The sequence below is a fragment of the Ectothiorhodosinus mongolicus genome (assembly GCF_022406875.1).
GTDB classification, from domain to species: Bacteria; Pseudomonadota; Gammaproteobacteria; order Ectothiorhodospirales; family Ectothiorhodospiraceae; genus Ectothiorhodospira; species Ectothiorhodospira mongolica.
In genome coordinates this window covers 1,394,349-1,406,687 of record NZ_CP023018.1, presented here as the reverse complement: position 1 = coordinate 1,406,687, position 12,339 = coordinate 1,394,349, and the positions used below count along the sequence as shown (strand labels likewise).

16 protein-coding genes and 1 tRNA gene are annotated in these 12,339 nt (G+C 55.1%); 5 read left to right on the top strand and 12 right to left on the bottom strand.

Annotated features, from left to right (window positions below):
- Positions 1 to 88: 88 nt before the first annotated feature.
- The 5 genes from CKX93_RS06770 (at position 89) to CKX93_RS06750 (ending at position 3,869) form a co-directional block, all read left to right on the top strand.
- On the top strand, positions 89 to 1,060 hold the full coding sequence (locus CKX93_RS06770) for an RpnC/YadD family protein (RefSeq protein ID WP_076755974.1): 972 nt from the start codon (positions 89 to 91) through the stop codon (positions 1,058 to 1,060).
- An 87-nt stretch (positions 1,061 to 1,147) separates the two neighbouring features.
- Positions 1,148 to 2,095 carry an RpnC/YadD family protein gene (locus CKX93_RS06765; RefSeq protein WP_240076650.1) on the top strand — a complete coding sequence of 316 codons (948 nt, stop codon included), beginning with the start codon at positions 1,148 to 1,150 and terminating at the stop codon, positions 2,093 to 2,095.
- 39 nt (positions 2,096 to 2,134) lie between these two features.
- Positions 2,135 to 3,106, top strand: coding sequence for an RpnC/YadD family protein (locus CKX93_RS06760; protein WP_076755885.1), 972 nt, complete (start codon positions 2,135 to 2,137; stop codon positions 3,104 to 3,106).
- Positions 3,107 to 3,181: 75 nt separating this feature from the next.
- On the top strand, positions 3,182 to 3,472 hold the full coding sequence (locus CKX93_RS06755) for a hypothetical protein (RefSeq protein ID WP_076755884.1): 291 nt from the start codon (positions 3,182 to 3,184) through the stop codon (positions 3,470 to 3,472).
- 52 nt (positions 3,473 to 3,524) lie between these two features.
- A complete protein-coding gene (locus CKX93_RS06750; protein WP_076755883.1) occupies positions 3,525 to 3,869 on the top strand; it encodes an RpnC/YadD family protein in 345 nt (114 codons plus the stop codon).
- A 97-nt stretch (positions 3,870 to 3,966) separates the two neighbouring features.
- Here CKX93_RS06750 and CKX93_RS06745 read toward each other — a convergent pair whose 3' ends face one another.
- The 12 genes from CKX93_RS06745 to tolB form a co-directional block, all read right to left on the bottom strand.
- Positions 3,967 to 4,989 (bottom strand): linear amide C-N hydrolase, encoded by a 1,023-nt coding sequence (locus tag CKX93_RS06745; RefSeq protein WP_143339937.1) that lies wholly within the window; start codon positions 4,987 to 4,989, stop codon positions 3,967 to 3,969.
- A gap of 207 nt (positions 4,990 to 5,196) precedes the next feature.
- Positions 5,197 to 5,511, bottom strand: a complete 315-nt coding sequence (locus CKX93_RS06740) for a HigA family addiction module antitoxin (protein WP_076755881.1) — start codon at positions 5,509 to 5,511, stop codon at positions 5,197 to 5,199.
- Positions 5,512 to 5,568: 57 nt separating this feature from the next.
- The gene (locus tag CKX93_RS06735) at positions 5,569 to 5,937 is read right to left on the bottom strand and encodes an addiction module antidote protein (protein WP_338066004.1); all 369 of its coding nucleotides are present in this window, start codon (positions 5,935 to 5,937) and stop codon (positions 5,569 to 5,571) included.
- Entirely contained in the window at positions 5,897 to 6,205 is a 309-nt protein-coding gene (locus CKX93_RS06730; RefSeq protein WP_076755879.1) for a type II toxin-antitoxin system RelE/ParE family toxin, read from the bottom strand. The genes CKX93_RS06735 and CKX93_RS06730 overlap by 41 nt, the downstream gene beginning before the upstream one ends.
- Positions 6,206 to 6,329: 124 nt before the next feature.
- Positions 6,330 to 6,782 (bottom strand): cupin domain-containing protein, encoded by a 453-nt coding sequence (locus tag CKX93_RS06725; RefSeq protein WP_076755878.1) that lies wholly within the window; start codon positions 6,780 to 6,782, stop codon positions 6,330 to 6,332.
- Between the two features lie 72 nt (positions 6,783 to 6,854).
- Positions 6,855 to 6,930, bottom strand: a tRNA-Lys gene (locus CKX93_RS06720).
- Between the two features lie 66 nt (positions 6,931 to 6,996).
- Complete coding sequence (locus tag CKX93_RS06715; protein ID WP_076755877.1) at positions 6,997 to 8,262, bottom strand: YeeE/YedE family protein; 1,266 nt, start codon at positions 8,260 to 8,262, stop codon at positions 6,997 to 6,999.
- An 82-nt stretch (positions 8,263 to 8,344) separates the two neighbouring features.
- On the bottom strand, positions 8,345 to 9,046 hold the full coding sequence (gene queC / locus CKX93_RS06710; RefSeq protein WP_076755972.1) for a 7-cyano-7-deazaguanine synthase QueC: 702 nt from the start codon (positions 9,044 to 9,046) through the stop codon (positions 8,345 to 8,347).
- A gap of 4 nt (positions 9,047 to 9,050) precedes the next feature.
- Positions 9,051 to 9,710, bottom strand: coding sequence for a 7-carboxy-7-deazaguanine synthase QueE (queE, locus tag CKX93_RS06705; protein WP_076755876.1), 660 nt, complete (start codon positions 9,708 to 9,710; stop codon positions 9,051 to 9,053).
- A gap of 2 nt (positions 9,711 to 9,712) precedes the next feature.
- Positions 9,713 to 10,474 carry a tol-pal system protein YbgF gene (gene ybgF / locus CKX93_RS06700; protein WP_076755875.1) on the bottom strand — a complete coding sequence of 254 codons (762 nt, stop codon included), beginning with the start codon at positions 10,472 to 10,474 and terminating at the stop codon, positions 9,713 to 9,715.
- Complete coding sequence (pal, locus tag CKX93_RS06695; RefSeq protein WP_076755874.1) at positions 10,471 to 11,022, bottom strand: peptidoglycan-associated lipoprotein Pal; 552 nt, start codon at positions 11,020 to 11,022, stop codon at positions 10,471 to 10,473. The genes ybgF and pal overlap by 4 nt, the downstream gene beginning before the upstream one ends.
- Positions 11,023 to 11,052: 30 nt before the next feature.
- Complete coding sequence (gene tolB, locus CKX93_RS06690) at positions 11,053 to 12,333, bottom strand: Tol-Pal system beta propeller repeat protein TolB (protein ID WP_143339936.1); 1,281 nt, start codon at positions 12,331 to 12,333, stop codon at positions 11,053 to 11,055.
- Positions 12,334 to 12,339 lie beyond the last annotated feature (6 nt).

The following is a 12,339-nucleotide window of genomic DNA, read 5'->3' as shown; positions in this document are numbered from 1 at the left end:
GGGCAATTGTGAAAAAAGGGGTCTGTCCCCGTTTCTGGAAAAAAGGGGTCTGTCCCCATTTTTTGCGTTTTTTGGACAGGGAGGTTTTATGGACGAGGACAAGGATGTCCCTTCTGCGGATCACGACAGTCCGTGGAAAGAGGCGCTAGAGGTGTATTTCGAGCCGTTTATGGCGCTGCTGTTCCCTTCGGTACATGCACAGGTGGATTGGGCGCAGCCGGTGGAGTTTCTGGATAAGGAGCTGCAGGCGCTGGATGGCAATGCCGAGCAAGGGCGCCAGTATGTCGATAAGCTGGTGAAGGTGCGCGCTCTCTCAGGAGTTGAGACCTGGGTGGTGGTACATGTCGAAGTACAAGGAAGCCCTGATGGCTCCTTTGCGGAGCGAATGTACCGTTATTACGCGCGACTTCGAGATAAATTCTCGATGCCAGTATTAAGTTTGGCCGTTTTGGCTGATGCCAAGCCTGGGTTTCGGCCCTCCGAGTATGTGGATGATTTCTGGGGCTGCTCGGTTTCTTTCCGATTCCCTGTATGTAAGCTCCTTGATTGGTTGGAGCGTTGGGACGAGTTAGAGGACAGCCGGAACGTGTTTGCGCCCATTGTCATGGCGCAGATCCGGGAGAAAACCGAGCGGACTCTCGGACGGCGAAAGCTATGGAAATTTCAGCTACTGAAACGGCTTTATGAGCTTGGCTATAATCGAGAAGACATCAATCAACTTTACCGGCTTATTGATTGGATGATGCGCCTGCCTGAACCGGATGAAGAGCGCATCTATCGCAAAATTGAGAAAATCAGGGAGAGCAAACACATGCCCTACGTCACCACTGCAGAGCGAATTCAACACAAGCGTGGCCTTGAGCAGGGTCTTGAGAAGGGCCTGCAAAAAGGCCATCGCCAAGGAGAGGTAGATGTGCTGATGCGGCAGGTCGCATTAAAGTTTGGCGTGGAGGTCGCTCAGCAATACAAAGACATCATTGCATCAGCTGACGAAGAACAGCTGCGCCAATGGGCCGAAGGCATCTTAACCGCCGACTCCGCTGCGGCACTCTTCGAATAGAAAAGGGGTCTGTCCCCGTTTTTATAGATGGGGTCAGACCCCAACTTGGGGTCGTACCCCAGTTTTTGGTTTTGACAGGGAGGTTTTATGGACGAGGACAAGGATGTCCCTTCTGCGGATCACGACAGTCCGTGGAAAGAGGCGCTGGAGGTTTATTTCGAGCCTTTTTTGGCGCTGCTGTTCCCTTCAGTGCATGCGCAGGTGGATTGGGCTCAGCCGGTGGAGTTTCTGGATAAGGAGCTGCAGGCGCTGGATGGCGATGCCGAGCAAGGACGGCAGTATGTCGATAAGCTCGTAAAGGTGCGGGCTCTATCGGGCATCGAGACCTGGGTGGTCGTGCATGTTGAAGTGCAAGGAAGCCCTGATGGCTCCTTTGCTGAGCGCATGTACCGTTATTACGCGCGACTTCGAGATAAATTCTCGATGCCCGTGTTGAGTTTGGCCGTTTTGGCTGATGCCAAGCCTGGGTTTCGGCCCTCCGAGTATGTGGATGATTTCTGGGGCTGCTCGGTTTCTTTTCGGTTTCCTGTGCGTAAGTTGTTGGATTGGCTCGACAATTGGGACGAGCTCGAGTCCAGCCGCAATGTATTCGCGCCTGTTGTCATGGCGCAGATCCGAGAGAAAACCGAGCGGACTCTCGGGCGGCGAAAGCTATGGAAATTTCAGCTACTGAAACAGCTTTATGAGCTTGGCTATAATCGAGAAGACATCAATCAACTTTACCGGCTTATTGATTGGATGATGCGACTGCCCGAACCGGATGAAGAGCGCATCTATCAGCAAATCGAGAAAATCAGGGAGAGCAAACACATGCCCTACGTAACAACTGCAGAGCGAATTCAACACAAACGCGGCTTACAGACAGGCCATCGCCAGGGTGAAGTCGATATGTTGATGCGGCAGGTCACATTAAAGTTTGGCGTGGAGGTCGCTCAGCAATACAAAGACATCATTGCATCAGCTGACGAAGAACAGCTGCGCCAATGGGCCGAAGGTATCTTAACTGCTGATTCAGCCAAGACACTCTTCGGCTAAAAAAGGGGTCTGTCCCCATTTTTTGGACAGGGAGGTTTTATGGACGAGGACAAGGATGTCCCTTCTGCGGATCACGACAGTCCGTGGAAAGAGGCGCTGGAGGTTTATTTCGAGCCGTTTTTGGCGCTGCTGTTCCCTTCAGTGCATGCGCAGGTGGATTGGGCGCAGCCTGTGGAGTTTCTGGATAAGGAGCTGCAGGCGCTGGATGGCGATGCCGAGCAGGGACGGCAGTACGTTGATAAGCTCGTAAAGGTGCGGGCTTTATCTGGATTCGACGCTTGGGTAGTGGTACACGTCGAGGTGCAAGGGTCGCCCGATAGCTCATTTGCTAGACGCATGCACCGTTACTACGCACGCCTAGAGGATAAGTTTTCGATACCGGTGGTGAGCCTGGCTGTATTGGCGGACGATCGGCCATCATTCAGACCCTCGAAATATGAGAATGAACTCTGGGGCTGCTCGGTCTCTTTTCGGTTTCCTGTGCGTAAGTTATTGGACTGGCTCGATAAATGGGATGAGCTAGAGGCTAGCCGGAACGTGTTCGCGCCCATTGTCATGGCGCAGATTCGGGAGAAAACCGAAAGGACTCTCGAGCGTCGGAAGTTTTGGAAATTTAAGCTACTGAAACGGCTTTATGAGCTTGGCTATAATCGAGAAGACATCAATCAACTTTACCGGCTTATTGATTGGATGATGCGACTGCCCGAACCGGATGAAGAGCGCATCTACCAGGAAATCAAAACCATTAGGGAGCAAAAACTCATGCCATATGTCACGACTGCAGAACGTGTGGAGCGCGAGCTGGGCCTTCAAGAGGGCCTTAAACAGGGCCTGCAAAAAGGCCATCGCCAGGGAGAGGTCGATATGCTGATGCGACAGGTCACTCTAAAGTTCGGCGAGGCCACAGCTGAGGAATACAATGGCGTCATTGCATCAGCTGACGAAGAACAGCTGCGCCAATGGGCCGAAGGTATCTTAACTGCTGATTCAGCCAAGACACTCTTCGGCTAAAAAAGGGGTCTGTCCCCATTTCTTGAAAAAAGGGGTCTGTCCCCATTTTTTGCGTTTTTTGGACAGGGAGGTTTTATGGACGAGGACAAGGATGTCCCTTCTGCGGATCATGACAGTCCGTGGAAGGAGGCGCTGGAGGTGTATTTCGAGCCGTTTATGGCGCTGCTGTTCCCTTCAGTGCATGCGCAGGTGGATTGGGCGCAGCCTGTGGAGTTTCTGGATAAGGAGCTGCAGGCACTGGATGGCGATGCCGAGCAGGGACGCCAGTATGTCGATAAGTATCATGGCGCAGATCCGGGAGAAAACCGAAAGGACTCTCGGGCGGCGAAAGCTATGGAAATTTCAGCTACTGAAACAGCTTTATGAGCTTGGCTATAATCGAGAAGACATCAATCAACTGTACCGGCTCATTGATTGGATGATGCGACTGCCCGAACCGGATGAAGAGCGCATCTATCAGCAAATCGAGAAAATCAGGGAGAGCAAACACATGCCCTACGTAACAACTGCAGAGCGAATTCAACACAAGCGCGGCCTTCAGCAGGGTCTTGAGAAGGGCCATGAGCAGGGTCTTGAGAAGGGCCTACAAACGGGCCATCGCCAGGGAGAGGTCGATATGCTGATGCGCCTGGTGGAGCTGAAGTTCGGCTCTGAGGCTGTCAAGCGTTACGCGCCGCTTGCTGCCGATGCCAACGAAGATCAGCTGCGTCAATGGGCCGAAGGTATCTTAACTGCTGATTCCGCTGCGGCACTCTTCAGCTAAAAAAGGGGTCTGTCCCCGTTTTTATAAAAAAAGGGGTCTGTCCCCATTTTTACATTTTTATAGATGGGGTCAGACCCCAATCGGGGTCGTACCCCATTTACAGGCCGGCGAACTCGAATGGCCGGGCCGGCTCGAATCGGTCTACGGCGTTGCCGCTGTAGATTTGGTTATGGTCTAGCGAGAGCTTTTGCACTGATTCGGCCTCGCTGAAATCAACATCCTTGAGGTTCACCCAAAATGTGTTGGGGCTGAGCGCGGTCTCGAAGTAGTACACGAGATTCTTGTGATCAGAGACGGTTCGCCAGCGGGTCGAGGCGATATTGGGCTCGGTGGGCGATGAAATGCCGAACGGAACTGATGCGTTTCTGATGACGCTAAATACGCTTGCTACAGCAATCGACTCATCACCGGTTCTTGGGATGGCGTCCATATAGAACGATGCACGCACGAACCGATCAGCGGCGCGATTAGTACCGGGCAACATCGTCAAGCCACCAATTTGCTTCCAGTATTCGTTTAAGGCCAACTGGCTGGCGAATGGCGGTGAGTTCGTCATCACCGTATAAGCCCGACTGTGGTGAATCTGCAGCTCGCCATCAATGTACTCGAAAATGGCGTTATCCCCGGTGGCATCCGAGATGGATAAGTGCAGTGATGCGAACCGATCAGTACCGGGAATATCTGCCGAGACGACCACGAAAGACTCTTGCCTCAGTGCTTCGACAGCCTCTTCGACAGTGGCGAAGTTATCCAATACGTATTGCACCCAAGCAGCCACCGACAGCCCCTGTTGATCGGGCCCGAATTCCGGATAGGTGGACTCAGCGAGCCACAGCAAATTGGCGACAAGGCCTTTTTCGTTCATGCCATCGGTACTGGCGATATCAAAGGCGCTGGTGACGATGCTGCCGTATTGAGAAGTCCAGGTAACAGAATTGGGGCCGGCTTCGCCGCTGCGCTCCATACCCCGCGGAAACAACCAAAGATTGGCCGGTATCTCATCCCGCCAATCCATAGAGCGAGCAGTGAGAACGAGGTCATCAAGCCCTTGGTAGACGGCGCGGGTGCATGCGAATACTGATGCTGAAACCAGCAAAAAGACCGCAGCCACGACTGCCATAAAGGATGCTTTATTTCTCATAGAGACCTCGGTTTCAGAGATGGGGTACGACCCCAATTGGGGTCTGACCCCATTCTTAATTTAATGCGCATAACGCTTCAAAACAGATACGGCTCCTAGGAGCCGTTAGCCTGCTTGAGATTGTTATGCGGCGGAATCATGCTCGACATCCCAGCCAGGGAAAACAAGTATAGCCGGATGACACTGCTATGCCCTGTGATCTGCGGGTGAGACCGAATTCCAGGGTCGAATGCGGCTCAGCTGCTCGGCCAAAGCATCTTCCGCCACCTCAGTATCATAAGCAGCTTGCGCTCGAAGCCAGTAGCCATTGGATAGCCCAAAAAAACGACAGAGTCGCAGATCGGTATCGGCCGTTATAGAGCGCTTCCCAGCAATGATTTGCCCAATACGCTGAGCCGGCACTCCAATTTCTTTGGCAAGGCGATACTGAGAGAGCTCCATAGGCTCAAGAAACTCTTCTTTTAGCAACTCACCGGGCGTTACAGGCTCAATATCGCGCACAAGTCACCTCCTAGGAACCATTCAGCTTTAATATACTCATTACGCATAATGACGCGCTCAGCGGCGTGCGCTAGCGCGTCCACTGGAGCGCCTGGTTGGAATTGGGTTCTGATGTACTGGCACGGTATGCAACTCTACGCCTAGTGCTCGTATTACTCTCAAAACGGTATCATAGCGCGGCTTTGCTCCGGGAGTTAATGCCTTGTATAGGCTCTCCCGACCGAGTCCAGCTTCCTTGGCTAGTTCCGTCATTCCTCGTGCCTTTGCGATATCACCAATTGCTGCCAGAAATATATTTGGATCTTTGTCTTCTAGCGCAGCATTGAGGTATTCTGCGATTACCTCCTCGCTATCCAGGTATTCTGCGGCATCAAATTTGGTTAATTTAGTCATTAGCATGTTCTCTATATCTCTCAGCAAGGTCATGGGCGTTCTTGATGTCCTTCTTCTGAGTTGATTTACTGCCTCCACACAGAAGAAGATATATTGTCTCGCCGTTTCTTACGTGATACACCCTGTATCCAGGTCCATAATGGACCCTCATCTCTGAGACACCCTTCCCAACAGGTTCGCAATCGCCGAAGTTTCCTGCCTCAGCAGAACGGATACGGGCGATTATTCGAGCTTTTCCTATTGGATCTCGAAGCTTCTTCAGCCATTTATCAAACTCTGGCGTAAGAAGGAATGTATACATACGTCATAGCGTATCCGTTCGGATACATCTAGTCAAGTTGGGCTAACGGATTGATTTTGCGACTTGAAAGGGGTCTGTCCCGGTTTTTAGCAGACCCGACCCCAATTGGGGTCTGACCCCATTCTTAGCAGTCGGTGGCGAGGGGGTGCGGCGGGTCGTCGCTGCCGAGGTAGAAGCCGAGGATGATGGCGGGCTCATCGCCAAGGGCGCGGCCGACGTGGCACCAGTCGATGGCCTCGATGTAGGTAGATCCGGGGCCGAAGGTGCGCTTACCTTTGCTGCCGTAGTCCACTTCTAGGGTTCCGGAGACGACATAAGCCAACAGCGGTATGGCATGGGTGTGCAAAGAGGTTTCTTTGCCAACCGGGATCTCGATCAAAAAGCCGCGAATATCGGGCTCACCGGTGGGAAAGCGATATTCCTGACCCAGCACTGTGCGGTTGGGCATCTGAATATCCAGCGGCGTGGCGAGGATCTGCTCGTAGGCTTGGGCGGCATGCCCGCCTGCCGAGACAGAGGAGAACGCCAAAACCCCAGACAGCAGGGCTGAGCTAATCAAAGTGGTGAGTCGTTTCATCAAAGCATCTCCGCAAAATAATGGGGACTGTCCCCATTTTTTAAAAAAGGGGTCTGTCCCCATTTTTGGAAATGGTGGGTCGTGTAGGATTCGAACCTACGACCAATGGATTAAAAGTCCACTGCTCTACCAGCTGAGCTAACGACCCGTAATGCGGCTGGGGGCATGGCCCCGTGCTTCGAGGGGCCAGATGATACAGCCTAAGGCCGAAAAATCAAACTGCTTCGAGCTTGCGCATGCCGGCGGGCAGCATCTTCATATCCACCAAACTGGTGACCAAAGCCTTGCCAAAGCTGGCTTCTTCTTCGTAGACCAGCTTGTAGTATTGGATTTTCATGGTCAGGGCTGAGCCAAAGACGATGCTGACGAAGGTGAGCATGCCACCCAGCGCCAGAGTCGAAACCCCGGTCACGCCTTGGCCGATGGTGCAGCCCATCGCCAGCACGCCGCCAAACGCCATCAGCACTGCACCAATGAAGTGGTTCACAAAGTCTTTGCCCGAGGCGAACCACTCGATGCGAAAGCCCTTACTGACCAAAGCCCAGAACAAAGAGCCCAGCACCACGCCCACCAAGGCCATCACGCCGATGTAGAGCACGGCATTGTCAAAGCCCGACCCACCATAGCGCAGGGTCTGAGCCATGGGGTTAATAAAAGTAAATGACTGAGAGGCCCAGGGCATGGCTTCAGCCGGGCGACCCTCAGGGCCATCGGCCAAGAAGTCCCATTCCTGCACATAGCTCTGCAGCGGGTACTGATCCATGCCGTCATCGATCATGGCCGTGCTGGTGACATACCAAGCGCCGATCACCACGAGACCAACCACCAAACCACCCATGACATTATCGAGACTGGTGCGAAAATCTTTGCTCTTGAAAATGAAGTACAAAAGCGCCGCACCGAGGATCAGGCCGATCACCAAGCGCGCGTTCACAGCGCCCTCAGCGCCCGCGACAATGGAGCCCAGATCTTGGCCAGCGCCCATATTCACCGCCAGCGGGCTGGTCCAGGGGAAGAACAACGCCGAATACAGAGTAGTGGAGGTCCCTGGGAAGGGGTTGATCATGAAGTAGGCGATGATGCCGATCACCAAGAACACCATCACGGACTTGATATTGCCGCCGCCGATGCGCACCAAGGTCTTGTTACCGCAACCACTGGCTAGGCTCATGCCGATACCAAATAAGACACCGCCTAAGAGGTGTTCAATCCAGTTGAATTGGGGCGAGCGATAGGGCGGGAAAGCTCCGTCGGCGCTCAAAACACCGCTGGCTTCGAGCAGCACCACCCCCAACATAGCCACGGTCATTGCGAGAATCCAGGCGCGCATACGCGATAAATCGCCCATATTCACCCAGTCCGAAACCGCCCCCATGGTGCAGAAGTTGGTCTTATTGGCTACCGCCCCAAGAATAAAGGCCAATACAAATATCAGGGCCAAAACGGTGGTGGCAGCTGAGGAGAAGCTCTCGAAACCCATTGTTATCGCTCCTAGGCAATTAAAACGCCCGGCCGACAGCGGCCGGTAGAACATTGCGATCTATCAATATTAGCAGAAGGAATTAAGACGTGGCAGGGGGCTGGCTGCGATAACGCGTGTTATCGGCCATTTCAACATCGGCAAAGCCTTTGGCGCGCAGCCGACAGGCGTCACATACACCACAAGCACGACCCTCATGATCAGCCTGATAACAGCTAACTGTCTTAGAAAAATCGACACCCAAAGCGACACCCTGGCGAATAATTTGCGCCTTGGATAAGTCGATTAAGGGTGTGCGAAAACACGGCCCTGCACCTTCCACGCCTTGGCGCGTAGCCAGCTGCGCCATGGCCTCGAAGGCGCGAATAAACTCTGGCCGACAGTCGGGGTAGCCGGAATAGTCCACGGCGTTGACGCCGATAAAAATATCTCGAGCGCCCAGCACCTCGGCCCAAGCCAAAGCGATACTGAGAAAAATGGTGTTGCGCGCCGGCACATAGGTCACCGGAATCCCCTCCCCCGGGGTCTCGGGCACAGCGATACTGGCGTCAGTCAGGGCTGAGCCGCCAAACAGCGACAAGTCCAAATCAACGATGCGATGCTCAGCGGCGCCGAGCTCGCTGGCCAGTTGCTGCGCGGCCATCAGCTCGACACTGTGACGCTGGCCATAACGAAAACTCAGACAATGGCACGCAAACCCCTCCGCTTTGGCAAGAGCCAATACCGTGGCCGAGTCCATACCGCCGGACAACAACACCACGGCGGGTTTGGCTCCAGCAACCAACGCTTCAGCGGCCACGGGCCTCGCCCCAAAGCAGCTTATGCAGCTGCAACTGCATGCGCACCGGCAGCTTGTCGTGAAGAATCCATTCGGCCAGATCAGCCGGGCTTTGGTCTTTAAACACCGGTGAGAACAGCACCTGGGCTTTACTGGCTAGATCATGCTGCCTGAGCTGATCCACCGCCCAATCATAGTCCTCACGACCGGCCAAGACGAACTTGATTTGATCGGTGGGCTTAAGGTGGGCCAGATTACTTAAGAGGTTGCGATGCGCCTCGCCAGAGCTGGGGGTTTTTAAGTCCATAACCGTCATCACCCGCGGATCGACCCGGCTGATATCCAATGCGCCGCTGGTCTCTAAGGAAACCTGATAGCCCTGATCACACAGCGCGGTGAGTAAATCCAAGCACTCGGGTTGGGCCAGCGGCTCGCCTCCGGTCACACAAACATGCGAAACACCATGGGCTTCGACCTGATCAAGAATTGCCTCTAGCGTCATCAGCTCTCCACCGGTAAAGCTATAGGTGGTATCACAATACACACAGCGCAGAGGACAGCCGGTCAGCCGCACGAATACGGTAGGCCAGCCGACACTGGCGGACTCACCTTGGATGGAGAGGAAAATCTCGGTAATACGCAGTTCTTGCGCTGCGGCGACTTCACCCAAAACTAACGCCCCTCATCCCGCATGCGCGCTAAGCGCTGATTGGCCAAACGCGCCACCGTGCCATCCGGAAAGCGCTGCACGACTTGATTGAGCGCGGTGCGGGCCTGTTCCCACTGACCCAACTCGTAATGCGCAAAGCCAATTTTCAGGAGTGCATCCGGTATCTTGTCGCTATTGGGATAGGCACGCGGCACCCGCTCAAAAGTCTCTAACGCCTGAGCGAAATCGCGGGTGACGTAATAAGCCTCACCCAACCAGTACTGGGCGTTGGCCGCTAAGTGGCTGTCGGGATAGGTCTCGAGAAACCCGCGAAAGCCCTCGATCGCTGCGCTGTGACGTCCCTCGCGCAGGGTATCAAAAGCCCGCTGATAAGCAGCGCGTTCATCCACCAAAGCATCCACCACGACTTCACCAAACTCAGGCTCAGCGGCTTGGGCGGCCGGTGCCGGCTGAGCGACGCCGTCTTGGGCCAGGCTCTCTAGACGTCGATCCAGATCCATGTAGAGCTCACGCTGGCGATTGCGCACCAGATCCAGCTCATTACGCAGGGTCTCCAGCTCGCCGCGCAGAGCACGATTTTCTTGGTCTAGGGTTTGAATCAGCTGCGCCATATTTTGGAAAGCTTCACCATCAATGATGCGCTCTACTCGCTCCAAGCGCTGCTGCACATCCCGACTTTGGGTGAGGGCTGTGCCTGGCCAAACCAAGGCCAGACACAGCGCACCCAAAACGATCAGGCGAAGCTTTGGAGTTGCCGCCGTCATTGCGAGCCTCGCTCATAGACGATTTCAACGCGGCGATTCTGCGCCCACGCCTGCTCATCACTGCCCATTTGCGCGGGCAGTTCCTCGCCATAGCTGATCACGCGAATCTGACTGGCACGGGCACCCTGCAACAGCATCTGGCGCTGCACCGCCATAGCACGACGCTCACCCAGACCCAAGTTGTATTCGCGGGAACCACGCTCATCGGTATGGCCCTCAAGGCGAATCCGCGCTTGAGGATTGTTGGCGAGGTACTCGGCGTGAGCATTCACCACCGGCAGAAACTCACTGGCAATAGCATCGCGGTCGAAATCGAAATACACCAAGCGCTGCGAGATGGCACTACCGGGCGCACCCATCGGTCCGGCAATCGGCCGGCCATCACGGCCCAAAGGCCGCACTTCGGTATCGACTCCGACAGCTTCACCATCGGCGGCGACATCCCCAGGACGCGGGCGGTCTTTACTGGCACAAGCCGCCAACGTCAGAGCCAGCAGCAAAATCACAAAAAGCTTTAGGGCGGTAGTTACCGCATTGGGCCGTTGCATGATCAAAACCCTCAAAAAAAGTGTGGTGGATTAATCCAAAAATGGTGACCAGGCGGGTTCACGAACCTCTCCCTCCGCCAGCACCAGTTGCTGATGAACGCGGCCGTCATCACTGACCGCTGCCAAAATGCCACGACCGCCCTCGGTGGTGGCGTAGATGATCATACTGCCATTGGGTGCGAAACTGGGTGATTCGTCATTGCGACCGCGGCTCAAGACCCGCACTTGCCGGGTATCGCGATCCAAAAGGCCGATCTGATAACCGCGGCCACTGCCATGCATCATGACCAAGCGCCGACCATCCGCGGCGACGGCCGCGCGAGCATTGTAGGTTCCTTCAAAAGTGAGGCGCTGAGCGTTACCACCGCGCGCTGGCACCTCATAGAGCTGCGGACGCCCGGCACGGTCGGAAGTGAATACAATCGAGCGACCATCGGGCATCCATACCGGCTCGGTATCGATTGAACGGCTGTTGGTTAAACGCGTCAGGCTTTGATCGGCGAGATTCATCACATAAATATCTGGCTGACCATCGCGCGATAGGGTTAATGCCAGCTGGCGACCATCGGGTGAGAAGGCTGGCGCGCTGTTGATGCCCTCATGTGCGGCAATGCGCTGGCGTTCACCGGTGGCTAGGTTTTGGATAAAGATCTCTGACTGACCGTTTTCAAAGGAGACATAAGCCAAGCGGCGCGCATCCGGTGACCAAGCGGGTGACATGACCGGCTCGCTAGAGCGGAAAATCACCTGCGGGTTGTGCCCGTCAGCATCAGCCACCTGAAGAGCGTAACGCAGCTGCTGGCCCTCACGCGTGACGCTGATGTAGGCCACCTGGGTATCAAACGCCCCACGCTGACCGGTCAGGCGCTCATAAATCAAATCACTTACCATGTGCGCCGCGCGGCGCAAGGTGGCGGGTGTTGCGGGAATACTGTAGCCCACCAGCTGGCGTCCTGAGGCGACATCCAATAATTGGAAACGCACGGCTACCTGCCCCGACCCACTGGGACGGATCCCACCGACCACCAGATATTCGCGATCGGTCTCCTGCCAGCGCGCGAAATCGACTTGATCGGCGGCTTGCGGTTGCTGGGGCATGGCCGATGTATCCAGACCGTCAAAGCGCCCGCTGCGCTCTAAATTGGCACGGATCACCGCCGCTAACTCGCCGCCACCCTCACCGCCAAAGGGCACGATGGCCAAGGGCACAGCGCCCTCGACGCCTTGGGTGATGCGCACCTCAAGCGCTGCTTGCGCGCTCAGGGGTAGCAGCAGAAACAGCAACAAAAACAATCGCAGCTTGGCAAACATCAAGGG